We start from the raw sequence: 25529 nt of genomic DNA on the forward strand, positions 1-25529 counted from the left end.
GGGGCGGCCCGGCACCTTTCCGCCCCTACGCTCCGGTTCTCGACATTCGCCACGGGAACTCAGCCATGAGCCACGCACGGACACTCCTCCATACCCGCCACGTCACCTGCAACGCCTACCTGCGCGAGGACGGGCTGCTGGATGTGGAAGGCGAGATGCGTGACATCACCCCCGATGACGCCGACATGCTGTTCCGCGTCGTGCCGGCCAATGGGAACATCCATCACATGCACATCACCATGACCCTGGACCGGGAACTGGTAATCCAGCAGGTAACGGCCAGAACCCACGCCGGACCGACGCCCTACTGCGCACAGATCGAGTCCGCCTATACCGCCCTGGCGGGGCTGCGGATCGGGCCAGGCTTCATGCCAAGGATCAAGGCGCGGGTCGGTGGTGCCAGCGGTTGCACCCACCTCACCGAACTCTTTGGTCCAATGGCCACCACCGCCTACCAGGCCCATTTCGCCCTGCTCCGCAAGCACGACCACCTCCGCGATCGCCTGGCGAGCGACCGGCCCCTGCCGCGCCCCAGCCTGATTGACAGCTGCCACACCTACCGTCTGGACGGCGAGGCCATCAAGGTCATCTGGCCGGAAGATCGCAGGCTGGACGATGACACTCGGACCGAGAAATCGGAATGACCGCCGCGCGGGAGTCCTGACAAAGGGCAATATTCATTAAAAATCAATGCGTTGAGCCACAAAAGAAACACGGAACATCGCGCCACGACCTCATTCCATACTCGCTCCTGCGGCCTGCCGAGGCCCCACTACAACAACAATCCGGCTTTCCCGCAGGAGCGGTTCCATGAGCGATACCATCCAGCCCTTCCCGGCCACCTCCGCACTACCGACCCAGCAATTAAAGCGCACGTTCACCAAGGTCATCTGGCGACTGCTGCCCTTCCTGATGCTGGCGTTCATCATCAACGCCATCGACCGGCTCAACCTGTCTTTTGCCAAGCTGCGCATGGCCGAGGACATCGCCCTCAGTGATGCTGCCTACGGCATCGGTGCCGGCATTTTCTACCTGGGCTACATCCTCTTCGAGGTGCCGAGCAACCTGTACATGCAGCGCGTCGGCGCGCGCGCCACGCTGACGCGGATCATGATCCTCTGGGGCCTGATCACCGTGGCCACGGCGTTCGTCACCACGCCCAACCAATTGATCGCCGCGCGCTTCCTGCTGGGCATCGCCGAAGCGGGATTCTTTCCTGGCCTGATCCTATTCCTCACTTACTGGTTCCCGGCCGCGCTGCGTGGGCGCATCACCGCCTCCTTCTTCATGGCGGCCATGGTCGCCGGGATGATCTGCGGCCCGCTGTCCGGGGCCATCATGGCGCACCTGCATGGCTTGCTTGGGCTGCGCAACTGGCAGGTGCTGTTCGTCCTCACCGGTCTGCCAGCGGTACTGCTGGGAGTGATCGGCCGCTTCTGGCTGACCGACCGGCCCGAGCAGGCCACCTGGCTGGACGACGAAGAAAAACGCCAGATCCGACAGGCACTGGCAGAGGAGCCGGTCTCCGCCGTGAAGCATCATGGATTCAGTGGCGTGCTGCGCGACCCGCTGCTGTACGTAGCAGGTCTGGTGTGCTTCTGCATCTACAGCGGCTCCAACACCGTATCCTACTGGCTGCCGACCCTGGTGCGCGGCTTCGGCCTGGAAGACCTGAAACTCATTGGCCTGGTCACCGCCTTGCCCTTCCTTGGCGGCCTCTGCGCCATGTACCTGCTGGGCCGCAGTTCGGACCGCCACATGGAACGCCGCTGGCACCTGAGCCTGACCATGCTGGTGGCCGCCGCCAGCTTCTGTCTGCTGGACCTGGCCCACGGAAATGCGGTGTTTTCCATGGCACTGATGAGCCTGGGCGCTGCTTCTACGCTGTCGGCCATGCCGCTGTTCTGGACCATCCCGCCGGCCCTGTTGAGCAAGTCCGGCGCGGCCGGCGGCATCGCCATCATCAGCAGCATCGGCAACCTGGCCGGCGTGCTCAGCCAAATGGCAGTAGGCGCCGTGAAAACCGCTACCGGCAGCCTCTACCTGGCGTTCGACCTGATTGCCGGGCTGTTGGTGGTAGGCAGCCTGTTGCTGCTTGTTTGCATTCCTGCACGGCGCCTTGCGGCACCGCGCCCGGCGGATCGCCCGATCACTGAAAGGACTTGAAGACAATGAGCGAAATGAACGGCGCGGAAAGCCTCGTAAAAACCCTGCTGGCCTCCGGCGTGGATACCTGCTTCGCCAATCCCGGCACCAGTGAAATGCATTTCGTCGCCGCCCTCGATCGCAATCCCGGCATGCGCTGCGTGCTGGGTCTGTTCGAAGGTGTCGTGACTGGTGCCGCCGACGGTTACGCGCGGCTGGCCGGCAAACCTGCCACCACCCTGTTGCATTGCGGCCCCGGCCTGGCCAATGGCCTGGCCAACCTGCACAACGCGCGACGTGCGCGGACACCCATGGTGAACATCGTCGGCGACCAGGCAACCCATCATCGCCCCTACGACGCACCGCTCACCGCCGACACCGAGGGTTGGGCCCGCCCGGTTTCCGTCTGGACCCGCACGGCGACATCGGCCGGCTCCGTGGGCTTGGCTGCCGCCACGGCGGTGCAAGCGGCCTGCAGCGCACCCGGTGGCATCGCCACCCTGATCCTGCCCTCGGACGTCTGCTGGGATGCCGGCGGCGTGGTCGCCGCGCCCCTTGCGCCGATCGCAACGCCGAGGGTCGCCCCCGATGCCGTACAGCAGGCCGCCCGGATACTGCGCTCCGGCCAACCGACTCTGCTGTTGCTGGCTGGCAAGGCGCTGGGACAGGATGCCCTGGCGGCCGCCCATCGAATCTCTGCCGCAACCGACGCGCGCCTGCTCTCGACGGTGTCCAACCCTCGCGTCGCCCGTGGTCGAGGTCGCTTCGCGGTGGAGCGACTGCCCTATTCCGGCGATGTCGCACGCGCGAAACTGGCTGGCATCGCCCATATCATCCTGGTGGGTACACCCGCACCAGCGACGTTCTTCGCTTATCCCGGCAAGGCACCCCGTCCCTATCCGGAGGATGCCGGTATCCACTTCCTGGCCCGCCCGGAAGAAGACCTGCTCGACGCCCTCGAGCGTCTGGCCGAGGAGCTAGGGGCTCCGCACGTGAAGCCGTTCTGCGCGCCCATCGATGCATCGGTCGGCCGTGGCGTGATAACCCCGCAAGCATTGGCGCAGTCGCTCAACGCCCTGCTGCCCGAGCAGGCCATCGTGGTCGACGAGAGCATCACCTTCGGCCCGCCCCTCTACGCCGGCACCCTGAATGCCGCCCCTCACGACTGGCTGCAGGTGGGCGGCGGTGCCATCGGCGACGGCCTGCCGCTTTCCCTGGGCGCTGCGGTGGCGGCGCCGCACCGCCGCGTCGTCACCCTGCAGGCGGATGGATCAGGCATGTACACCGTCCAGGCCCTCTGGTCCATGGCGCGGGAATGCCTCGATGTCACGGTGGTGGTACTGGCCAATCGCAAGTACGCGATCCTCCAGCACGAACTGGAAAACGTCGGCGCGAGCGCGGGCAAGACCGCAATGGAGATGCTGGGCATTGGCAACCCCGATCTCGACTGGGTGCGCCTGGCCAATGGCATGGGCGTGGAAGCGGACCGTGTCACCAGCATGGAAGGTTTCAACGAGCTGTTCAGCCGGGCCAACCGGACCCCGGGCCCTTTCCTGATCGAACTGGTCGTCTGAGACGCAAGCAACACGCCATTCCGCCCAACGCAGCATCGGCAACCCCGGAAACGTTGGGCTTCGCGTAGCTCTGCCACAGCCTACATGGACTCGGCCCGCTTCATTGTGGGAGCGAATTCATTCGCGATGTGGCAGCGCCACATGACATTGGCACCCAATGGCAAAACCCTGGCGTGAGCTGGCAATCGAAACGCAGACCGCCTCTGGCATGTTGGCCGACAAGGCCGCAAGGCATCACAACAAGCTCAGAGGTGTGGAAATGGGTGACCAGCAGCATGACGGAGTCAGCCGTCGCAAATTCCTTCGCAATGCGGGTGTCGTCGGTGCTGCCGGCGCGGTGGCGGTGGCAGGCAGTGCTTCGCTGACCGCGTCGACCGAGGACAAGCCGGAAGGCGCCGGCAAGTTCGCCGATTGCGATTACGACGTGGTGGTCATCGGCGGCGGCTTCGCCGGCGTGACGGCAGCCCGCGACAGCATGAAGAACGGCTACCGGACGCTCGTGCTGGAAGCCCGTAACCGTCTCGGCGGACGCACCTTCAGCAGCGAGTTCGCCGGTCACAAGGTCGAGCTGGGCGGCACCTGGATCCACTGGACCCAGCCCTTTGTCTGGGCCGAAGTGCAGCGCTACGGCCTGCCGCTGAAAGAAACCCCCGAGCCCTTCGTCGAGGAAAAGCAGACCGTCCGCATCATTCACGAAGGCAAAGCCATCGAGCCGACGCTCGAGGACCTGATCGCCATCTCCAAGGCGATCAAGGAATACTTCGCCGAGGCCCCCAAGCTGTGGGAGCGCCCCTACGACGCCAAGTACACCTGGAAGGAGCTGCTCGCGGTGGACAGCATGAGCGGTGCCGATCGCTTCGCGCAGCTCAAGCTGACCTCGCTGCAGCGCAGTTTCGTCGATGCCTACGTTGCCGGTATCGCCCACACCACCAGTGATCGCGCCTCCTATGCCGACGTGGCGCGCTGGTGGTCGCTGCCGGGCTGGAACATGACGGCGTTCGTCGACGCCTGCGGCCGCTACAGCTTCAAGGACGGCACCATCAGCCTGATCAACGCCATGCTGAACGAGGGCAAGCCGGATGTGCGGCTGTCCACCCCGGTGACCAAGGTGGAGCAACAGGGCGAGCGGGTCCTGGTCACCACCCAACAGGGCGAAACCCTCCGCGCCGCCGCGGTGATCGTGGCCGTACCGATGAACGTGCTGCCGCGCATCGCCTTCACCCCGGCACTGGACCCGAAGCTGGTCGCGGCGGCGAAAGAGAAGCACAGCGGCAGCGGGATCAAGGTATTCGTCCGCACCAAGGGCAAGCTCCCCGACGACGGCAAACGGATCGGGGTGGCCGGCACCGGTAATCCGATCAACGTACTGGCGACCTACGCCAAGGCCGAGGATCACACCATTTTCGTCGGCTTCGGCGCCGATCCGCAGATGCTCGACATCCAGGACCGCGACGCGGTGCAGGCGGTGGTGAGTTCCTTCTATCCGGACCTGGAAGTGGAGGAATGCTACGGATACGAATGGACCCTGGACCCGTATTCCCAGGGCACCTACTGCAGCTACAAGCCGAACTGGCTGGGCAAGTACTACGACCACTTCCAGAAGGATCGCGGCCGGGTGCTGTTCGGCCAGGGCGACCACGGCGAAGGCTGGCGCGGCTTTATCGACGGTGCCATCAGCGCCGGCAGCAAGGCAGCGTTGAGAACCCGCGAACTACTGGGTTGAAGCGCCGAGCCCGCAGGTCGCCTCGATTCGTAGGGTGGACATCGCTCTTCATGTCCACCAGCGGAGTCACGCCCGGCGACGATGGTGGATGGAAAGAGCGCCATCCACCCTACGGTTGGTGCCCCACAGGAAGTACGCGGGGTCATCGATTTCGTAGGGTGGACATCGCTCTTCATGTCCACCAGCGAAGCCACGTCCGGCGACGATGGTGGATGGAAAAAGCGCCATCCACCCTACGGCATTCGCGAATGAATTCGCTCCCACAGGGAGATTTTCAGCTGGAATTCGCGCCCTGCTGGCGAAACTCGCGGGGGCTGAGGCCGGTCCAGCGGCGGAAGGCGCGGGTAAAGGAACTGGCCTCGTTGTAGCCCAACTGCTGGGCGATCTCGGTCAGGCTGCGCGACGACTGGCGCACCAGCTCGATGGCCAGGGCCTGGCGGATTTCCTCCACCAGTTCGGCGAACTCCAGGTCAAGCTCCTGCAGGCGCCGTTGCAACGTGCGCTTGCTCATGCACAGCTCCGTCGCCACCTGTTCGAGACCAACACGCCCGCTGGCCAGGTTGGCCTCGATCACCAGGCCGATGCGCGTGGTCAGATCGGTGTCGGCGAGTCGCCGGCGACGTTCCTCTTCCAGCCCCGGCAGCAACGCCTGGAACAACCGCAGATCGGCCGTGACCAGCGGCTCGTCGAGCATCTCTCCAGGCCAGACGATGAGGTTGGCCGGCTGGCCGAACTTCAGTGGGCACTGGAACACTTCGGTATGGAGGCTGATGTCCGCAGGTTGCGGATGCTCGAACTCCACCCGCAGCGGCGCGTACTTCCTGCCGGTGTATTCACGCAGGCGCGCATAGAGCGTGCCGATGGCGAACTCCGCGTCCTGCCTGCGGTGAAGCACGCTCGGGTCGGTCAGGCGGTAGGCGATTTCCAGGCACCCGCCCTGCAACCGCCAGGTCAGTTCGTTGGCCTGGGCATGCACGACGATGAAGCGACTCGCGCACTCCAGCATGGTCCGCACGTCCGCCGCGCTACGCGCGAGGTGACCGACGCCGCCCATCAGGTTGGTCTTCAGCGGCTCGCCAAGCAAGCCAAGCCCCAGCCGCAATCCAAGGAAGGGATCGTTTCGTTCTGCGGCCACCTCGAGTAACTCGTTGTACTGGCGCAGGGGTATCTTCGCGTCGGGGCGTGCAAGCACCTCCTCGCTCAACCCGACCGCGGCGAGACAGGGGCGGAACAGGTCACCGTAATGCTGCAGAAGGGCCTCGGCGTAAACGGTGTGCTTCAGGCGGGACATGGCGGCAAGGGCTCCTGGGCCCGGATTCTTCTTGTCGTTCGAGCGCAGCCGGATGGGCAGGAGTTCTCAGTGAATCGAGCCTGCGTCCGACACAGGCGGGAGACCCTAACAGACGCCGAAAATAGCGACAACAGGCGTCGAACGGGATGGCCGGCGCACCCTCCTCCCCCCACGAGAAGCCTGCAAATGGCACCAGATGACAAATGCCTGGCGCCCGCGAGCGATTCCCTCCGCGCCCTCTTCTGGCAAGGTCGGAACTAAGCTGCCAGCAGACCATTCAGCCACCCGGCAGCACCGGAGAACTATCGATGAAAGACCATCTGTCGCGGCTGGCGCTGCTGGGGACGCTGCTGGCGCCGCTGGCGCACGGCCAGACGGCCCCGCCGAACATCGTCATCATGCTCTACGACAACCTCGGCTACGGCGAACTGGGCAGCTACGGCGGCGGTGTGATCCGTGGCGCCGAGACACCAAGGATCGACCAGCTCGCGCAGGAAGGCATCCGCCTCACCAACTTCAATGTCGAGGCACAGTGCACGCCCTCACGCTCGGCGCTGATGACTGGGCGCTTCTCGATCCGCTCCGGCACCTACAAGGTCCCCCGCGCCGGCACCCCGGACGGCCTGACCCTGTGGGAAGTGACCCTGGCCGAACTGCTCTCCGCGCGCGGCTACGCCACGGGCATCTGGGGCAAGTGGCACCTGGGCAGCAGCGAGTCGCGCTTCCCCACCGGGCAAGGCTTCGACGAGTGGTACGGCGTGCCCCGCACCTACGACGAAGTCATGTGGTCCGCCGCCGACCAGACCACCGACCTGACGCCGGCGATCGGCAGCAAGCAGGGCTGGGACGAGAGCCTGGTGCCGGCGCAGTACATCTACGAGTCCAAGCGGGACGAGCCGGCGAGCAAGGTGAAGAAGCTGGACCTGGCCAGCAAGCGCACCCTGGACGCAGAGCTTACCGAGCGCGCCACCGCCTTCATCAAGCGCAACGCCAGCGCCGGCAAGCCGTTCTTCGCCTACATCCCCTTCTCCCTTCCGCATATGCCGACGCAGCCCAATCCGGCCTTCGCCGGCAAGACTGGCAACGGCTCCTGGGCCGACTCTCTGGCGGAAATCGACCATCGCGCCGGCCAGGTGCTCGATGCCCTGAAGGCCGCCGGCGTCGAAGACAACACCCTGGTTATCCTGGCCAGCGACAACGGTGGCGAGGCCACCGATCCCTGGAGGGGCGCCAACGGCCCCTGGCGTGGCACCTACTTCACGGCCATGGAGGCCAGCCTGCGCGCCCCCTTCATCCTGCGCTGGCCCGGTCACGTGCCGGCCGGCAGGGTGAGCAACGACATCGTCCATATCGTCGACCTCTACACCACCCTCGCCCATGTCGGTGGCGCTGAGGTGCCCACTGATCGCGCCGTGGACGGCGTCGACCAGATGGCGTTCCTCAGCGGGAAACAGGAGAAGTCGAACCGGGAGGGATTTCCGGCCTACGTGGCCGATCGCCTTTCCGCGGTGAAATGGCGCAACTGGAAGCTGCACTTCATTCAGCAGGAGGAGATGTACGATCCGCCGCTGCCGCTGGCCGTGCCGCGCTTGCACAACCTGCTCACGGACCTGCGGGAGGAGCGCAACGTCGCGGTCGAGAACACCTGGGTACTGCAGCCGATGATGGGCATCGTCGGACGCTTCAAGGCCAGCCTGGAAAAGTACCCGCCCATCGAAAGCGGCACCCCGGATCCCTATACGCCACCCCACTGAGTCCGCCCTCGCCGCCCACCCGCAGGTGGGCGGTCCCGCCCCGGCCATTCGATTGGCACCGAATGACAAATCAATGGCGTTCGCCAGCGATTCGAAGCCCGACCCCGGCTGTCACCTTAGGTCCCACCTTAGCCAACCGGGGAATAACACGATGTACCCATCCTTCCGCATAGCCGTCGGCGCACTCGCGCTCTCCCTCAGTCATGCCGTTTTCGCCCTCGATTGCGACCCTGCCGCCGGACAAAAGGTCTTCCAGACCAAGTGCAGCGCCTGCCACGCGCTCGACTTTGACCGCGTCGGCCCGCACCTGGCCGGCGTCGTCGGCCGTCAGATGGCTTCCGTGAAGGGCTTTGCCTATTCGCCGGCCCTCGCTGGTGCGAATGACAGCTGGTCGCTGGAGCGCCTGGAAACCTGGCTCACCTCCCCGGCCCGGATGTTCCCCGAAACCACCATGGCATTCGGCGGCCTGCGCAAGGCCGACGAGCGCAAGGCGGTGCTCTGCTACCTGCAGAGCCAGGGCTGACCGCGCTCCCGCGCGAACGCCTGCACAGACGGGCCACCGCTCGCCCGTCCGATACGTAGCACAACCAGAACAAGGACAATCCAGTGCGTATCCGATACTTCAAGCGCTGTCTGCTGGCAGCGGCCGTTTCGGCATCCATCCAGCACCCGGCATTCGCCGTTTCCTTCAACGTCGGGGATATCCAGGGACAGTTCGACTCATCCCTGTCCATCGGCGCCAGCTGGGGGACTTCCGACCCGGATTCCCACCTGATCGACTCCACCAACGGGGGTAACGGCTTTTCATCCTCGGGCGATGACGGACGCCTGAACTTCAAGAAGGGAGAAACCTTCTCGAAGATCTTCAAGGGCGTGCATGACCTCGAACTGAGCCGGGGCGACACGCGCGCATTCGTGCGCGGCAAGTACTGGTACGACTTCGAGCTGAAGGACGAGAACCGTCCGTTCAAACAGATCAGCGACGATGGGAGGGTCATGTCGACCCGTTCCTCCGGTGCGGAGATCCTCGACGCCTTCATCGCCCAGCGCTACGAGATCGCCGGCCTCCCCGGCGATATCCGCTTCGGCAAGCAGGTGGTGAGCTGGGGCGAAAGCCTGTTCATCGGCAACTCCATCAACGCCATCAACCCGCTGGACGTGGTCGCCCTGCTCCGTCCGGGTTCGGAGATCAAGGAAGGCCTGATCCCAGTGAACATGCTCTACGTTTCCCAAGGCCTCAGCGACAGCCTGACCCTGGAAGCCTTCTATCAGCTGGAATGGAAGCCCTATGCGCTGCCCAACTGCGGCACCTTCTTTGGCGCCGACCCGGTGCCCAAAGGGTGTAACAACAACCTCAACGCAGGCCTTGCCGACATCGGTCCGCTGGAGCCGATCGCCGCTGCCGCGGGCCTTGGCTTCGACATCCAGGACCGCAGCATCAGCAACGAAGGTGTGATCATTCCGCGCATCAAGGACAACGAGCCACGCGACAGCGGCCAATACGGCATGGCGCTGCGCTGGCTGGGCGACGGGGCCGAGTACGGCGCGTACTACGTCAACTATCACTCGCGCAAACCCAAGTTCAGCCTGCAGACCGCCACCGGCGTCACCGACTTCATCCAGAACGATCCCGGCTTCGCCGCGCTGCCGCCTGACCTGCAGTTCGCCCTGGGGCTGGCTACCGGCGCCGGCAACACCCACTACTTCATCGATTATCCGGAAGACATCCACCTCTTCGGCCTGAGCTTCGCCACCGAGCTGCCCACCGGCACCGCCTGGAGCGGCGAGATCAGCTATCGCCCGAACGAGCCGCTGTCGATCAACGCCGCCGACCTCGCCGGCGGCGCGCTCAACCCGACCTTCCGCGCCCTCACCGGCAGCGATGTGGAACCGACGGTGCCGGCAGAGGAAGACCAGGTGCTACAGGGCTGGAAGCGCAAGGAAGTCACCCAGGCGCAGACCACCTTCCTGCACGTGTTCGACCCAATGCTGGGGGCCGATTCGATCAGCCTCGCCGTGGAACTGGGCATGACCCATATCGGTGGCCTCGAATCCCTGGATGTCCAGCGCTACGGCCGGGATTCGGTGTTCGGCGACATCGTTCAGGGCGGCCGCCAGGGTTACTTCACGGAGAACTCCTTTGGTTACCGCGCGTACAGCGCGATGAAGTACACCAACGTCTTCGCGGGCATCAACCTGACGCCCAACCTGGGCTGGTCCCATGACGTCGAAGGCTACGGCCCGACCTTCAACGAAGGCTCCAAGGCCGTGAGCCTCGGCCTGGATGCCGACTACCGCAACACCTACACCGCCAGCCTCAGTTGCACCAACTACTTCGGTGGCGATTTCAACACTGACGTCGACCGCGACTACCTGTCGCTGAGCTTCGGCGTGAACTTCTGACCGGGGAGCCACGACACGATGAATCGTAAAACCATGATCAAGGGCACCTTCCTGGTGCTGTCCCTGCTGGCCAGCAGCGTGATGGCCGCCGTCTCGCAGCAGGACGCCGACAAACTGGGTACCAGCCTCACGCCGCTGGGCGCCCAGAAGGAAGCCAATTCCGATGGCAGCATTCCCGCCTGGACCGGCGGCCTGCCCACCAATGCGGGGGCGGTGGATGCCAACGGCTTCCTGGCCGACCCCTTCGCTGGCGAAAAGCCGCTGTTCGTGATCACCGCCAGCAACGCCGGGCAATACCGCGACAAGCTCACCGACGGCCAGATGGCCTTGTTCAAGCGATACCCCGACAGCTATCGCATTCCGGTCTATCCGAGCCACCGCACGGCGACAGTGCCGGCCCAGGTTCAGGCCGCGGCCAGGGACAGCGCCCTGCAGGTGCAGTCGATCAACGACGGCAACGGTCTCGCCGGCTTCAAGCAGGGCAGCTATTACGCCTTCCCCATCCCCAGTAATGGGGTGGAAGTCGTCTGGAACCACTTCACGCGCTACATGGGCGACAGCTACAGGCGCGCCTTCATCCAGGCCACGCCCCAGGTAGACGGCAGCTACACACCGGTGCGTTTCGAAGAGCAGCAGGTCTACCCGAGCCGGGTGAGCGACCTGCCGGCGGAGGACGCAGGGGCGCTGCTGTACTACTACAAGCAGCGGGTGATTTCCCCGGCACGCCTGGCCGGTACCGTAGCTCTGGTCCACGAAACCCTCGACCAGGTCAAGGAGCCACGTCGCGCCTGGGTCTACAACGCCGGCCAGCGCCGTGTACGCCGGGCGCCGCAGCTGGCCTATGACGGCCCGGGTACCGCGTCGGACGGCCAACGCACCGCCGACAACCTCGACATGTACAACGGCGCGCCGGACCGCTACGACTGGAAGCTGATCGGCAAGAAGGAGCTGTACATCCCCTACAACAGCTACCGGATGGAATCGCCGTCGCTGAAGTACGACGACATCATCAAGGCCGGCCATCTCAACCCCGATCACACCCGCTACGAGCTGCACCGCGTGTGGGAAGTGGTCGCCACCCTGAAGCCGGGTGCCCGCCATGTCTACGCCACCCGCCACATGTACCTGGACGAGGACACTTGGCAGATCGCCGAAGTGGACCACTACGACCGCCAGGGCCAGCTCTGGCGGGTGGCCGAGGGGCATGCGCTGTACCGCTATGACAACCAGACCAGCTACCTGGCGGCGGAAACCCTGTACGACCTGATCTCGGGCCGTTACATGGTGGTGGGCCTGCGCAACGAGGAGCCGAAGAACACCCAGTACGGGCTGACGGCCAAGGCCTACGACTTCACCCCGGCAGCATTGCGTACCGACGGTATGCGCTGACCGGCGAAGTGGGTAGCGAGGCCCGACACCGTGAAACGTTGGGCTTCGCTACGCTCTGCCACAACCTACAATTGCGGGCCCATTCCCTTCGTAGGTTGGTCCGATCGCAGTCGGAGCGAATTCATTCGCGATGCTCCCGTAGGGTGCGCCATGCGCACCGCCTCGGCGTCGGGATGTGGCACGGAGGAAACCGGAAACTCCGTCGGTGCGCGCGGCGCACCCTACAAAAAAACCCGCTCGGAGAGCGGGCTTTTTCCTTGCTGGTGAGCCTCAAAGCAGGCTTTCGATTTCCGGTACGGCTTCGAACAGGTCAGCCACCAGGCCGTAATCGGCCACCTGGAAGATCGGGGCTTCTTCGTCCTTGTTGATCGCGACGATGACCTTGGAGTCCTTCATGCCGGCCAGGTGCTGGATAGCACCGGAGATGCCCACGGCGATGTACAGCTGCGGCGCAACGATCTTGCCGGTCTGACCGACCTGCATGTCGTTCGGGACGAAACCGGCGTCGACGGCGGCACGGGAGGCCCCCACGGCAGCGCCGAGCTTGTCGGCCAGGGCGTAGAGGTGCTTGAAGTTCTCGCCGTTCTGCATGCCACGGCCGCCGGAGACGACGATCTTGGCCGCAGTCAGTTCCGGACGGTCGGACTTGGCCAGCTCTTCACCGACGAAGGCGGAGGTGCCGGCGTCGGTGACGCTGGTCACCGCTTCAACGGCAGCGGAACCGCCTTCGGCAGCCGCGGCGTCGAAACCGGTGGTACGCACGGTGATCACCTTCACGGCAGCCGAGGACTGCACGGTGGCGATGGCGTTGCCGGCGTAGATCGGGCGCTTGAAGGTGTCGGCGCTTTCGACGGCGATGATCTCGGAGATCTGGTCGACGTCCAGCAGGGCCGCCACGCGCGGCAGGTAGTTCTTGCCGTTGGTGGTGGCCGGCGCCAGCACGTGGCTGAAGTCACGGGCGAGGGATGCCACTAGGGGCGCGATATTTTCCGGCAGTTGGTGGGCGTAGGCAGCGTTGTCGGCGACCAGCACCTTGGACACGCCAGCCACCTGGGCGGCGGCTTCGGCCACGGCACCCACACCCTGCCCCGCCACGAGGATGACCACCTCGCCACCGATCTGCTGCGCGGCAGTCACAGTATTCAGGGTGGCCGAAGCCAGCGCGCCGTTGTTGTGTTCAGCGATTACCAGGACAGCCATCTCAGATCACCTTCGCTTCGTTCTTCAGTTTTTCGACCAGTTCAGCCACGGACTTGACCTTGATACCAGCCTGGCGGGCGGCCGGTGCTTCAACTTTCAGGGTCTTCACGGTGGAAGCTGTGGAAACACCCAGGGCGTCCGGGGTGACCACGTCCAGCGGCTTCTTCTTGGCTTTCATGATGCTCGGCAGCGACGCGTAGCGCGGCTCGTTCAGGCGCAGGTCGGTGGTGACGATCGCCGGCAGAGCCAGAGCAACGGTCTGCAGACCGCCGTCGATCTCGCGGGTGACGTTGACCTTGTCGCCGGCCACTTCAACCTTGGAGGCGAAGGTGCCTTGCGCGTAGCCGGTCAGGGCGCCCAGCATCTGGCCGGTCTGGTTGTTGTCGCTGTCGATGGTCTGTTTGCCGAGGATGACCAGCTGCGGCTGCTCTTTCTCGACCACGGCCTTCAGCAGCTTGGCGACTGCCAGGGAGTTCAGCTCGTCGGCGGACTCGACCAGGATGGCGCGGTCAGCGCCCAGGGCCAGGGCAGTACGCAGCTGCTCCTGAGCGGCGTTTGGGCCGACCGACACCACCACCACTTCCGTGGCGATGCCTTGCTCCTTCAGCCGCAGCGCCTCTTCCACGGCGATTTCGCAGAAGGGATTCAGGGCCATTTTCACATTGGCGAGGTCGACGCCAGAGTGGTCCGCATTGACGCGGACCTTGACGTTGAAATCGACCACGCGCTTTACCGCGGCCAGCACTTTCATCCAGGGCTCCTGTTGAACGGGACGTAACGTCCCCATTCCCCTCCAAAGGGGGTCTTTTCGAGGTATCAACTATCCAGCCGATTCAGGTCGGCATGGTGGTCGAAGGGTTGGTAGCGCGATTGCCGGTCGCGCATGACCTTGATCATCGCGACGCCGGGATCGCGGGGCAGGAACAGACGACCGCCATTGGCCACCAGGTGGTCCAGCAGGCGTTCCTTCTCATCGATCAGGCATTCCGGATTGCGGTCGAAGGCGCTGGTCAGGTCGAGCCTGAGCCAGTGCAAGGCCGGTACCAGGTCGCCGGCGAAGACGATGGGACCGCCGGGCATGTCGATTTCCGGCAGCAACTGGCCAGGCGTGTAGCCGTCGCTGACATGGAAACGCCAGCCCTTACCGAGGAAGTCGCTGCACTGCTCATCCAGCAGTTTCAAGCGACCGCTGCCCTCCAGCTGGCGGACGATCTGCGGGACGAACAGCGCGCGGTCGCGGGGATGGGGATGCCGAGCCCGCAACCATTGACGGCGCCCTGTCAGATAGCGCGCCACGGGGAACAGCAGCCGTGGCGCATTGCCGTCCTGAATGGCCTCCTGCACGTCCGGCGGCAATACCGCGTGGAGGTGAGTCAGCAGCACGGCATGGATCTGCCCCTCTCCCAGGCCACGGCGGGCGAGGCTGTCCAGCAGGCCCTGGGCCTGCGGCTGGCAATGGCAGGTGCGCGGCGGCGGCGCCAGGAGCGCATCGGTCCCGGCCATGACCAGGATGTTCAGGTCCTCCTGCTGCACCAGCAGCGCGCGACTGGCCATCTCGACCTGGTTGTCGTAGTCGGGGCTCATCCACTCGATCCAGGCACGCCGCGGCGTCCCGCCGAACATGGCACCGCCATCGAGCTTACGGCTCCTGCCGGTTAACGTGGAAAGACTACGGTTCACAACACTCACCTCTCTGAACAGGCCCACTACTCGACGGAGACATGAGCACTGACAGCCTATTTAAGATGCATGCGTCTTTCCCCACCCCCTATGGGGTGGGGAATGGATAACCGATGGGAGGTACCCGCGGGGGGCAATCTTTCGATATGCCGCGACATCAATGAAGACTGGATGCATTCCACGCCGGTAGCAGGGGTGGGCCATCAAAATAAAGTCGGGCCCGGCAAAGTATCCTTCGTAATGGCGGCAGGGAGGAAATCGGCTCGCGATCTGGTTGAACGACAGCACTCCGTCGCGCTCGGCCCTTATTGGTCCCAATAGCGTCCTTGCGATGCCCGGCGCCTTGGCAACGATGCCGATCGTCTGGATGTACTCGAATGAGTCCGCGCCGAGGGTTACGTCCTTGGATGCAGCCAGAGCGATGAACTTCGCAACCAGGTCAGTTGCTGCGGCAAGCCGTTCGCGGGACTGTTTCTCCATGTCCGCTAAATAGCGGGCCATCATCTCGTCGTATTCCTAGTCAACCATCACGGTATTCCGAGCAGGTGATAGAGCGTCGCCAATATACATGCGCAATCCTTACGACTGGACTATTACCCCCATAGAACGAACTTGAAAGCGTGGCGCCGTCGGTGGGAAATGACTGCTTATGGCCCATAGCGACAGGAGGACTGCTTCGCGTTTCTAAACGCAGCACACTCTACGTACCGCACGTCCTAAGGGTGGACCGCAATGAGGGACCGGCTAACGCGACTAACGGGTTCGGCGGCAGAGGTCGGCTTCGTGGCCCACCCGTGCTGTTCTCATCCACTCTGCTCGGTTGCCTGGCAGCCGGCTTTGCAAAGGCCTATCCCGAAGTGCGTCTGGACATCACGGCTGACGACCGCGTCGCGGATTTGGTGGAGGATGGCTACGACGTGGTGATACGTATCAATCCGAGCCCCGATGCGACACTTGTAGGACGCTGTTTCGCACGAGACGAAATGCTGCTGGTCGCGTCGCCTTCGCTCAAGCGCCCGACTGCAGCGTCCGGGGGGGAGACACCATCCGTACCCGCGGTCGTATACGCAAGCAGATACGACGGCGGTCTGTGGCGCTATCAGGATGGCGACACACTGAACAGTGTCATGCCCGACGTGCAAATTCGAATGTCGTCGATGCTTTCGATACGTGATGCTGTGATAGCGGGCGCGGGCGCGGCATTGCTTCCCAGATCATTGGTAGAAAGTGCCGTGGGCAGGCATGACCTCGTCGTATGGGGCCGCATGCTCGATCGCCCCATCGAACTTTGGGTCCTCCATACTTCCCGCCGTCTGGTCAGCTCCAAGATTACCGCCTTCGTGGAGTATCTCTGCAATGCGTTCCCAACGCGTTTTCTGACGGGCATCGTTCTGTAGCCCACCAATGGCTCAAATGTTACGCGGGAGAAAAAGGGGACGGGAGAAAAAGGGGACAGATCTATTTTTTCTACCTAATGTCCCCTTATGGCCGAAATCTGCCGGTACCCAATGGCAGCTACAGCCAGGAGCGGACGGTGGACACAGTGATGGCAAATGGGTAGCGTCACCGATGCTGCTTTCGAATCTAGAAGGCCGCAGGGCTTGCCGCCACCCTTGTCGTGTTTCTCTCTGGGCGATGTCGCGTTTGCCGCGACCACCTCTAAGCTAGACAAGGACTTACAGGACGACAAGGAACGTTATCCGACACGCCATCACGACAAGAAACGCGACATGGCATGTCGCCTAATAGTAGTTGGGCAACAGAATCAGGATCCCAGCCATGTCTCACGCCACCGAGTTGACACACCTTCTGGATGCTCAACCGAAGCCTGACTGCGCTGCACTGACTCCGTTTACTGTCGAAGACGCAGACTTTGAGAGTGGAAGAGTCGTCCTACGCTTCGCGCCGCAGCCTGCGTTCAAGAACCACTTTGGCAATGTGCAGGGCGGTTTCGCGGTTTCAATGATCGACGTCTTGGTGTCAATCTCAGCGTACGCCAAGACCAAGGCCTGGCTGCCTACGGTCGAGATCAAGTGCAGCTTCGTCGCGCCTATGAAGCTCGGCGAGTGCAGGGGCGAAGCCATAGTCATCAAAGCCGGAAAGCAACTGGTCTTCCTTGAAGCGAAGCTCTGGGGCGCTGACGGCAGGCTTGCGGTCCATGCCACAGCTACCTCCGTTTTGTCAGCGACGTAGCGCTCACCGACGGTAGGCGGCAAAGCAGCAGTCGGTGGCGCGGCCTAACATGCGGTTCAAGCCGTTCGCTTCGCTCACTCGGGACCGCGTTCCGCGGCCCCTTAACCAAACGTTATGCCGCCATGACGTTTGCAATTGGAGAATGCTGATGCCGAATCCGATCTACGCCCTTAACCTCTTCGATGTCGCGAATCGAGACGAATACATGGCGTACTCCCGGCGCTCAACGAAGGAGGTTCAGGCTCACGGTGGTCGGGTGGTGGCGCTCGGAAAGTTTCGTGAGGTTGCAACTGGTGATATAGCCCCCCGCACGGTTCTCATTCTCGTCGAGTGGACGTCCAAGGAGGCTTTTGAGAGCTACTGCAATGATCCGGCTCTCGCAGACCTCCATCCGCACCGAGTCAATGGCACTCGAAACTACATTTGGCACCTTTTCGACAAGCTTGAGGATCTCAGACCCATACTCAAAGCTGCCTCATGAGCGCAAAACCATCGTGGCGGCATAACAAACGGTTCCAGCCGACGGCCCCACTTCGCGGGGCTTCCCTCGCTGCGCTCGGCGCGGCTGAACCGGTGCGTTATGAATGTCTGCAAAGGGTCGAAAGCAGCCCTCTTTACAATGGCAGCTCTTGGCTACCGAAAACGGACGTTCTAAGCAAAAAATAAATTTGTCTCTTTGGCCGTCAGTGAAACGTAGGGAAACGCTCTTTCACCAATGCCTGAGCCTGATGGGCCATCTGGTCAAGCAGGCGGTCGCGTTCTTTCTCGGCCGCGCTCATGGCCTTCTTGCCGTGTTGCTGCACCAGGTAGGCGTGGATCTGCCGCACTTCCTTGGATTGGAATATCGGGGCCAGATCCTGCACCGCCACCATGCCGTCCGAGCGGTGATCGTGGGTGTTCAGCAGCACGTGCGGCCCCTGCGCTGCCAGTACCTGAAACCCCATTGATTCAAAGGTCGGCACCTTGTTCGCCACGCAGGCCAGCTCGGCGTGAGGCCGATGCTTGACCATCTGCTGCAACAAAGCCCGGGCAATACCGCGTCGGCGGTGGCTGGCCTTGACGGCCATATAGGCCAGAGTGCAGGCCTCGGCATCATCCTGGCTCGGCAGGTACAAGGCAAAACCCAGCACTTGGGAGGGATCTTCATCATCCAGGGCCAGGATCAACCGCGCAGTGCTGTCCAGAGAGCTGTTCATGGCTTGCAGATACAGGTGCACCTCGTAGCCAATCACGTACTGATACAACTGATAGAGCGGATTGCTGGGCGTCAGCGACACCGGGCTGATGTCGCTGAAGTAATCCACCACCATTTGTAGAACCTGGCTCTTCAGGGATTCGGGCGGCGATGTGTCCAGGTTTACAAGGGTGAACATCTGAAGTTGGCTCCGGGCGTGCCCGATTCGGGGAATCGGCGCTGGCGACATTGTAGCGCCCGCGAGCATCGAGCGTTCCCACCGCACTCGCATGGGCGCGCCCAACCAGCGGGATATATCCCTCATGCACGGCGCTGTGAATCAATCGATTGTTAATGTCCGTTTTCGACCCGAAGCCGGCTACCGGCTGGTTCAAGCAGCCTGCGTTTGCGCCGTGGTCCCCGGCAGCTTCGCGATCACCTTGATCTCGAAGTCGAAACCATAGAGCCATGTCACGCCAACGGCGGTCAGCGTCGGATGTGGCGCATTGCCCCAATACTCGGGCACGACTTTCCAGATGGTCTCGAACTTCGATTCGGGGTCGACCATGAAGACGGTTACGTCAATCACGTCGTCGAAGGTACAACCTGCCGCAGTCAGGATCGCATTCAGATTCTCGAACGCGCGGCGAACCTGTACTTCCAGGTCGGGCTCCGGCGACCCATCCTCGCGACTGCCTACCTGCCCTGAAACGAACAGCAGGTCATTGCTGCGGATCGCCGGCGAATAGCGGTTTCGCTCATACAGCGCCTGGCGTCCAGCGGGAAAAACAACGTTGCGCGTTGCCATCGACTTTCTCCATCAAGGGGGCCGAAGCGGCCCTGGTTTCAACGATGGAGCAAGGTTAAGGCGGCATCTTTGCTGGATAAACGAGCAGCCCTGGCCATCACTGTTTGTAGAATCCAAACAATCCCTGAATTACCGGAGCACCTATGGACCGTTTCGATGCGATGCAGGCATTCGCGCGCGTAGTGGAAACCGGCAGCTTCACCAAGGCTGCCGAAACGCTGCACATGAGCAAGACCAGCGTGACACAGTTGGTGCAGCAACTGGAAGCGCGGCTGCGCGTCAGGCTGATCAACCGCACCACACGCAAGCTCAATGTGACCGCCGATGGCGCCGTCTACTACGATCGTGTGGTCCGTTTGCTGGCCGACATGGACGATGCCGAGACCAGTCTGTCCACCGCCTCGGCGTCGCCCAGGGGCCGTCTGCGGATCGATGTCCCCAGTCCGCTGGCCCGCATGATCATCGTGCCTGCCCTTCCGGAATTCCACGCGCGGTACCCCGACATCCAGATCGACATGGGCGTCAGCGACCGGATCGTGGATCTGATCGATGAAAACGTGGACTGCGTGGTCCGCGGCGGCGAACTCACCGACCAGTCACTGATGGCCCGGCGCGTTGCCGACCTGCAGTTGGGGGTATTCGCTGCGCCGAGATATCTGGAGCGCGCGGGCGTCCCACTGCATCCGCACGAGCTGGAAGAGACCCATCAGCGCATCGTGGGTTTCCTCTGGGCCCGCACCGGCAAAGCCCTGCCCTACGCCATGCGTCGCGGCGACGAGACCGTTAGGGTGCAAGGTCGCTACGTACTGGCGGTCGACGACGGCAATGCCTATCTCGCGGCCGGCCTGGCTGGCATGGGCGTACTGTGGCTGCCGCACTACATGTCCCAGACGCATTGCGCGCGCGGCGAACTGGTTCCCCTGTTCGCCGACTGGCAACTCGACCCCATGCCGCTGTACCTGGCGTTCCCGCCGAACCGGCATGTGAGCACCAAGCTGCGCGTATTCATCGACTGGGTCGTTGAGCTGATGGCCAGGCATGCGCCCGTTGCCAACCCGTCGGTATGACTCCGTTACGGGAGCATGGCGATAGGATCGGGTTTTGCGTCGCTTAGCTTGGGTAGGCAGAGCGATTCAAAGGCCGCTCTTGGCAGCTGCTTCTCGAAAACGGCCGCTATCGGCCGATTCTGTTGAAAAGAGGGCGGTTCTGCGGCAGTCGAAGAGTTCAGAGAAAAGAGGACTAGCAGTCTGATGGGCGAAGTGCTCTTTCAGAGACCGTCCGGCAATCCTGGGAGTGCGACTGTCGATGCTGCACAGCAAATGAGTCGTCTCATGTCACCGGCAGAATTCTTCTTTCGGCGTATCGGGCAGGCAGCATGATGGGACGGTTACTGGGTGGACAGCAGCGCCTGCTCTACTCTGCCGCTGCAACTGATTGATCTTTTTCTATTGCTAGTACAGCTCACTTGAGTGGCTAACCCGTGCCGTTGCTCGCCATTTGGGGATAACTATGTGGCGCCTCGATCCGTTCCTTGAGCTTGGCCGCAAAATCTCTGGCGCAACGCTCGTGGCGAAACTGCACCCGACGGATACCGAAGCGTACCGTCCATAGTTCTTCACTCTGGCTGGTTAGATGCTCGACTTTCACTGACATGGCGGCGCCTCTAAATCTACCTGCGGGTCAAAAATGGATTTCTGCGCTCTTGATCCCTAGGTCGCGGAGTTCGTGAATCAGGTCGTCCAGATGGACAAACGACTCGACCTCTTCATTGTCATCGACCAGGAAAAAGCTTCTTCCGGCGTCCTTCTTGAAGAACACGATCCACTCTTTGGTGTTGGTTGGATTGGAGATCACATGGGTGTCGAAGACTATGCCTTCGGCATGCCGAGCCTTCACATCATTTCGCTTCATTCAAGTCACCACGCTACGTTCGCGCTCACACGTTTACTCAAGATCCCGGCTGATTCGGCGCCTTGGCACCGCATCAGAATCGGCTGGTCTTCCAGCTGGTTCCGCCGTGCCCCGCATTCGCCATTATCACTGCATGATAATATTATGCACATGCATTGATTGAGGAGCCAGTCATGATTGCGGTGCGCGAAGCGTGGAAGGCCGGGTTGTTCGGACGGGAACACTGGGCACGCAACCTGGTGTCCGGTGTGATCGTCGGTGTCGTCGCGCTGCCCTTGGCCATGGCGTTTGCCATCGCCTCCGGGGTCAAGCCAGAGCAAGGCATCTACACGGCGATCGTCGGCGGCTTGCTGGTCTCCCTGCTGGGCGGCAGTCGCCTGCAGATTGCCGGACCGACCGGCGCCTTCATTGTGATTCTCGCGGGGGTCACCGCCGAATACGGCGTGGACGGACTGCAGCTCGCTACCATGATGGCCGGTGCCATGTTGCTGCTCCTCGGCATCACCCGCCTCGGCGCCATCATCAAGTTCATCCCCGATCCGGTGATCGTCGGCTTCACCGCCGGGATCGGGGTGATCATCTGGGTGGGGCAATGGCAGGATTTTTTCGGTTTGCCCAAGGTTGGTGCTGGCCATTTCCATGAGAAGTTCTGGCGCCTGCTGCAAGGATTGCCAGACTTGCACGTCGCCACCACGCTGCTCGCGACGGCCAGTCTGGCCCTGGTCATCGCGACGCCCAGGCTGCCCGGTCTGAAGCGCGTACCCGGGCCGCTGGTGGCGATGGTGTTTGCCATGGCGGTCCAGTCGCTGTTCCACTTCGATGGGGTGGCCACCATCGGCAGCGCCTTTGGCGGTATTCCCCAGGGGCTGCCCGACTTGGCCTGGCCGGACATCACCCTGTCACGCGTCATCGAGTTGATCGGCCCGGCCTTCGCCATTGCCATGTTGGGCGCCATCGAATCGCTGCTCTCTGCTGTGGTGGCGGATGGTATGGCCGGGACCAAGCACGACTCCAATCAGGAACTGATCGGCCAAGGTATTGCCAATCTGGCGGCACCCTTGTTCGGCGGCTTTGCCGCCACCGGCGCCATCGCCCGTACCGCCACCAATATCCGCAATGGCGCCACCGGGCCATTGGCCGGCGTTACCCATGCCCTGACCCTGGTGTTGATCGTTCTGTTCCTCGCGCCTCTGGCCTCGAACATTCCGCTCTGCGCCCTGGCCGCGATCCTGTTCGTCGTCGCCTACAACATGAGCGAACTGAAACACTTCCAGCGCATGCTGCAGCGCGCGCCGCGGGCCGACGTGGCGATCCTGCTCATCACCTTCGGTCTGACCGTGTTCAGCGATCTGGTGATCGCGGTGAACATCGGCGTCATTCTGGCCATGCTGCAGTTCATGCGACGCATGGCCTCCTCGGTCGAGGTGCAACAAGTCGTCGAGGAGGAGTTGGCCAGCGAACTGCGCGCCAATGGCCAGGTACGACTACCGCCGGGAGTGCTGGTGTATACGATCGAAGGGCCGCTGTTCTTTGGTGCTGCCGAAACCTTCGAGCGGGTGCTGGCGCAGACCCACACCGATCCGCGCCTGCTGGTGATCCGTCTCAAGCGTGTGCCCTTCATGGACATCACCGGCCTGCAAACGCTGGAGGAAGTCATTCAGCAGCTGCAGAAGCGGCAGATCGTGGTGAAGCTCTGCGAAGCGAACCGCAAGGTATTCAGCAAGCTCGAAAAGGCGGGTATTCTGCAGCTCCTTGGGGCGGTGCATTACCACGATGAGTTCGCCGCCGCGCTGGCGATGGATGAGGCGCCAGAAGCACCTCCCTCGCCCTAGACCCGGGACGTTGACCCACTGACGATCAAGGCTTACAGGGCGTCAAGATTTGGCGTTGGCCGCCAACGTGCTCTTGGTCGCATAGGTGACGCCATGGTGCTCCAGGTAATCCCGGATTAGTTGCCGCACCACCTGCGACGGCGTCAGGTCTTGTGCGGCGCACAGTTCCTCGAACGCTTTCTTCTTGTGCGGGTCGATGAGTACAGTGAGGCGGGCAGTCTTGCTTTCCATAGGGTTTCTGCAGATTTCAGTCGACGGATGTTAATCAAATTATAATTAACGGGACCGGGGCTGTCACCGCAGGAGCCAAGGAGAGGGCCGAGGTGGGATCGGGCTCGGCCCTGGAGCCCGATCCCGAGTTGATCACAGCGGGTAATGGGCGGGGTAAGGCAGTCGCGCGACTCCAGAGTCCACCGCCGCCCGGGCGACTGCACCGGCCACCGCACCCAACAGGCGCGCATCCAGCGGTTTGGGGAGGATGTAGTCCGGCCCGAACTCCAGGCGATCGATGTTGAACGCACGCAACACCTCCACCGGGGTGGGCTCCTTCGCTAACTGACGCAGCGCCTCCACCGCAGCAATCTTCATTCCCTCGTTGATCCGAGCGGCTCGGACATCGAGGGCGCCGCGGAAGATGAACGGAAAGCCCAGGACGTTACTGACCTGATTTGGGTAGTCGGAGCGGCCCGTCGCCAACACCAGGTCGTCGCGGGTTGCCTTCGCCAGTTCCGGCTTGATCTCCGGATCGGGATTCGAGCAGGCGAACACGATCGGCTTGGGTGCCATGGCCAACAGCGCTTCCGGCGTCAGCAGGTTGGCCCCGGACAGCCCAACGAACACATCGGCGCCCTGCATGGCGTCCAGCAGGGTGCGGACACCGCCATCGTTGGCGAACTCCGCCTTGTACGGATTGAGCCCGTCCCGACCGCTGTGGATCACCCCCATGCGATCGACCATGTACAGGTTGCGCTTCTGCGCGCCGAGGCTGACCAGCAGGCGCATGCACGCGGTGGCCGCAGCGCCGGCGCCCAGACGGACAATCTTCGCGTTCTCCAGGGTTTTGCCCTGGATCTCCAGAGCATTCAGCATGCCGGCGGCGGTCACGATCGCGGTGCCGTGCTGGTCGTCATGGAACACCGGAATGTCGCATTGCTCGATCAGCACCTGCTCGATCTCGAAACACTCCGGCGCCTTGATGTCTTCCAGGTTGATCCCACCGAAACTGAAAGCACGGAGCAGACCGCGGCCCTGGTGGGCAAGCTCACCAGCGCATTGATTTACCCCTTTTGCTAGCCACCCTCGTTTAGGCCGCCCTGTGCGGCCATCTTTTTTTTTGCAGAAGACACGCGTAGTCAGGCAGCTGTCATTGTTGACCATAGGCCGCAGCGGTGGTGTACCGGCAGGTGAGTCCGCCTGATTCTTCGCGCCGCTCACCGTTGCCGACCGTGCTGGCGGCAGATGATGGGCTCAGCGCACCACCAGCAATGGCGTCCGAGTCGTCCGCAGCATGCGAGCCGTCGAACTGCCCACCAGGAATTGACGGAGTCGCGAATGGCCATAGGCGCCGATCACCAATAGGTCGATGCGCTGCTCGGTCTGATACAGGTGCAACGTCGATTCGACTTCCCCAGGGCGGATCGCCGTGTGCACCGTAAAGCCTGCAACGGCTAGTTCATCGCACGCCGCATCCAGCTGCGCCCAATGCTCGTCGTCTGCGCTGCCGATCATGACCAGATGAATGGGGAGCCCCTGGAGCAACGAGCTGGCGGCCAACGTCGCCACCGCCTGGCGCATCGTTGCGCTGCCGTCGAAGGCGAGCAATACGCTTTCGGGTGCCTTGAAATCGAAGGGCGTCACGAGGATCGGACGATGCATGGCGCGCACTACGCTTTCCAGCTTGCTGCCGAGGGCCGACATTTGATTGGCGTGTTCCTCGCCGCGCGCGCCAATCACCAACAGCTCGATCTCGTTCTCCAACTCGTGCAAACGTTCCGCCAGCTCGCCTTCCCGTTGGCGTACGTCCGCCCCGCGGATGCCCGCCGCCATGGCTCTCTCCTTCGCCGCGTTCAGGATCAGCCGACCTTGTTCAAGAGCTTGCCGGTTCCGCCGCTCCTCCACGGACGCCAGTTCCTGGAGCAGGCTGTCCCGGCTGCGGAGCCAGACATTGCCGCTGAGGTCGGCTTCGCCTGGGTACCGCAGCGGCTCCAGCACGTGGAGGAAGGACAGCGACACGTTGAGACGCAGGCTCGCCCACGCCGCATAGTCACACACAGCCGGGGCGGAAGCGGAATCATCGATACAGGCCATGACTTCAGGCATGCTCGTTCTCCGGTTCAATGGCTGATCAGTTCGTCGACAGTTTCGAGTTCGGCGTGATTTTCGACGCGTTCAACAACCGTAGTACTGGCGTGGCTCAGACCTCGCCCTCTAGCTGCTATCGCTTTGGCCAGCG

General features: G+C 62.9%; 24 protein-coding genes. 13 read left to right on the top strand and 11 right to left on the bottom strand.

Features of this window, described 5'->3' with window-relative positions; genetic code table 11:
• Window positions 1–65 precede the first annotated feature (65 nt).
• The 4 genes from E8F12_RS28025 (at window position 66) to E8F12_RS28040 (ending at window position 5442) form a co-directional block, all read left to right on the top strand.
• Entirely contained in the window at window positions 66–644 is a 579-nt protein-coding gene (locus E8F12_RS28025) for a DUF2889 domain-containing protein (RefSeq protein ID WP_280328483.1), read from the top strand.
• Between the two features lie 166 nt (window positions 645–810).
• Window positions 811–2166 carry an MFS transporter gene (locus E8F12_RS28030; protein ID WP_280328484.1) on the top strand — a complete coding sequence of 452 codons (1356 nt, stop codon included), beginning with the start codon at window positions 811–813 and terminating at the stop codon, window positions 2164–2166.
• A gap of 5 nt (window positions 2167–2171) precedes the next feature.
• A complete protein-coding gene (locus E8F12_RS28035; protein ID WP_280328485.1) occupies window positions 2172–3719 on the top strand; it encodes an acetolactate synthase large subunit in 1548 nt (515 codons plus the stop codon).
• A 259-nt stretch (window positions 3720–3978) separates the two neighbouring features.
• The gene (locus E8F12_RS28040) at window positions 3979–5442 is read left to right on the top strand and encodes an NAD(P)/FAD-dependent oxidoreductase (protein WP_280328486.1); all 1464 of its coding nucleotides are present in this window, start codon (window positions 3979–3981) and stop codon (window positions 5440–5442) included.
• A 274-nt stretch (window positions 5443–5716) separates the two neighbouring features.
• On the opposite strand, the gene E8F12_RS28045 is transcribed toward E8F12_RS28040, so the two are convergent.
• Window positions 5717–6733: an AraC family transcriptional regulator gene (locus E8F12_RS28045; protein ID WP_280328487.1), complete on the bottom strand. Its 1017-nt coding sequence runs from the start codon at window positions 6731–6733 to the stop codon at window positions 5717–5719.
• A 308-nt stretch (window positions 6734–7041) separates the two neighbouring features.
• Here E8F12_RS28045 and E8F12_RS28050 point away from each other — a divergent pair, with 308 nt between their 5' ends.
• From E8F12_RS28050 to E8F12_RS28065, 4 genes are all read left to right on the top strand, one after another.
• Window positions 7042–8487 (top strand): arylsulfatase, encoded by a 1446-nt coding sequence (locus E8F12_RS28050; protein WP_280328488.1) that lies wholly within the window; start codon window positions 7042–7044, stop codon window positions 8485–8487.
• A 151-nt stretch (window positions 8488–8638) separates the two neighbouring features.
• On the top strand, window positions 8639–9010 hold the full coding sequence (locus E8F12_RS28055) for a c-type cytochrome (protein ID WP_280328489.1): 372 nt from the start codon (window positions 8639–8641) through the stop codon (window positions 9008–9010).
• Window positions 9011–9099: 89 nt separating this feature from the next.
• Entirely contained in the window at window positions 9100–10890 is a 1791-nt protein-coding gene (locus tag E8F12_RS28060; RefSeq protein WP_280328745.1) for a DUF1302 domain-containing protein, read from the top strand.
• Window positions 10891–10908: 18 nt separating this feature from the next.
• Window positions 10909–12279 carry a DUF1329 domain-containing protein gene (locus tag E8F12_RS28065; RefSeq protein ID WP_280328490.1) on the top strand — a complete coding sequence of 457 codons (1371 nt, stop codon included), beginning with the start codon at window positions 10909–10911 and terminating at the stop codon, window positions 12277–12279.
• A gap of 270 nt (window positions 12280–12549) precedes the next feature.
• Here the strand turns inward: E8F12_RS28065 and E8F12_RS28070 are convergent, their stop codons facing one another.
• From E8F12_RS28070 to E8F12_RS28085, 4 genes are all read right to left on the bottom strand, one after another.
• Window positions 12550–13479: an FAD-binding protein gene (locus E8F12_RS28070; RefSeq protein ID WP_280328491.1), complete on the bottom strand. Its 930-nt coding sequence runs from the start codon at window positions 13477–13479 to the stop codon at window positions 12550–12552.
• Between the two features lies 1 nt (window position 13480).
• Window positions 13481–14230, bottom strand: a complete 750-nt coding sequence (locus E8F12_RS28075; protein WP_280328492.1) for an electron transfer flavoprotein subunit beta/FixA family protein — start codon at window positions 14228–14230, stop codon at window positions 13481–13483.
• 65 nt (window positions 14231–14295) lie between these two features.
• A complete protein-coding gene (locus E8F12_RS28080) occupies window positions 14296–15159 on the bottom strand; it encodes an MBL fold metallo-hydrolase (protein WP_280328493.1) in 864 nt (287 codons plus the stop codon).
• A gap of 60 nt (window positions 15160–15219) precedes the next feature.
• A complete protein-coding gene (locus E8F12_RS28085) occupies window positions 15220–15663 on the bottom strand; it encodes a hypothetical protein (RefSeq protein ID WP_280328494.1) in 444 nt (147 codons plus the stop codon).
• 290 nt (window positions 15664–15953) lie between these two features.
• Here E8F12_RS28085 and E8F12_RS28090 point away from each other — a divergent pair, with 290 nt between their 5' ends.
• From E8F12_RS28090 to E8F12_RS28100, 3 genes are all read left to right on the top strand, one after another.
• A complete protein-coding gene (locus E8F12_RS28090; RefSeq protein WP_280328495.1) occupies window positions 15954–16556 on the top strand; it encodes a substrate binding domain-containing protein in 603 nt (200 codons plus the stop codon).
• A gap of 382 nt (window positions 16557–16938) precedes the next feature.
• Window positions 16939–17352 carry a PaaI family thioesterase gene (locus E8F12_RS28095; protein ID WP_280328496.1) on the top strand — a complete coding sequence of 138 codons (414 nt, stop codon included), beginning with the start codon at window positions 16939–16941 and terminating at the stop codon, window positions 17350–17352.
• 148 nt (window positions 17353–17500) lie between these two features.
• A complete protein-coding gene (locus E8F12_RS28100; protein ID WP_280328497.1) occupies window positions 17501–17833 on the top strand; it encodes a DUF1330 domain-containing protein in 333 nt (110 codons plus the stop codon).
• Between the two features lie 202 nt (window positions 17834–18035).
• On the opposite strand, the gene E8F12_RS28105 is transcribed toward E8F12_RS28100, so the two are convergent.
• The gene (locus E8F12_RS28105) at window positions 18036–18725 is read right to left on the bottom strand and encodes a GNAT family N-acetyltransferase (protein WP_280328498.1); all 690 of its coding nucleotides are present in this window, start codon (window positions 18723–18725) and stop codon (window positions 18036–18038) included.
• Between the two features lie 192 nt (window positions 18726–18917).
• Complete coding sequence (locus E8F12_RS28110; protein WP_280328499.1) at window positions 18918–19334, bottom strand: RidA family protein; 417 nt, start codon at window positions 19332–19334, stop codon at window positions 18918–18920.
• 143 nt (window positions 19335–19477) lie between these two features.
• On the opposite strand from E8F12_RS28110, the gene E8F12_RS28115 reads away from it, so the two are divergent.
• Window positions 19478–20401, top strand: a complete 924-nt coding sequence (locus E8F12_RS28115) for a LysR family transcriptional regulator (protein WP_280328500.1) — start codon at window positions 19478–19480, stop codon at window positions 20399–20401.
• 613 nt (window positions 20402–21014) lie between these two features.
• Here the strand turns inward: E8F12_RS28115 and E8F12_RS28120 are convergent.
• A complete protein-coding gene (locus tag E8F12_RS28120) occupies window positions 21015–21245 on the bottom strand; it encodes a hypothetical protein (RefSeq protein ID WP_280328501.1) in 231 nt (76 codons plus the stop codon).
• A gap of 173 nt (window positions 21246–21418) precedes the next feature.
• Between E8F12_RS28120 and E8F12_RS28125 the strand changes: the two genes are divergently transcribed.
• Window positions 21419–23077, top strand: a complete 1659-nt coding sequence (locus E8F12_RS28125; protein ID WP_280328502.1) for a SulP family inorganic anion transporter — start codon at window positions 21419–21421, stop codon at window positions 23075–23077.
• A 42-nt stretch (window positions 23078–23119) separates the two neighbouring features.
• Here the strand turns inward: E8F12_RS28125 and E8F12_RS28130 are convergent, their stop codons facing one another.
• The 3 genes from E8F12_RS28130 to E8F12_RS28140 form a co-directional block, all read right to left on the bottom strand.
• Window positions 23120–23308 (bottom strand): ribbon-helix-helix protein, CopG family, encoded by a 189-nt coding sequence (locus E8F12_RS28130; RefSeq protein WP_280328503.1) that lies wholly within the window; start codon window positions 23306–23308, stop codon window positions 23120–23122.
• 132 nt (window positions 23309–23440) lie between these two features.
• Entirely contained in the window at window positions 23441–24454 is a 1014-nt protein-coding gene (locus E8F12_RS28135; RefSeq protein ID WP_280328504.1) for a malic enzyme-like NAD(P)-binding protein, read from the bottom strand.
• A 90-nt stretch (window positions 24455–24544) separates the two neighbouring features.
• The gene (locus tag E8F12_RS28140) at window positions 24545–25396 is read right to left on the bottom strand and encodes a universal stress protein (RefSeq protein WP_280328505.1); all 852 of its coding nucleotides are present in this window, start codon (window positions 25394–25396) and stop codon (window positions 24545–24547) included.
• Window positions 25397–25529: the final 133 nt, after the last annotated feature.

The organism is Pseudomonas sp. BN102, assembly GCF_029871245.1.
In the GTDB taxonomy this organism is placed as follows: Bacteria; Pseudomonadota; Gammaproteobacteria; order Pseudomonadales; family Pseudomonadaceae; genus Metapseudomonas.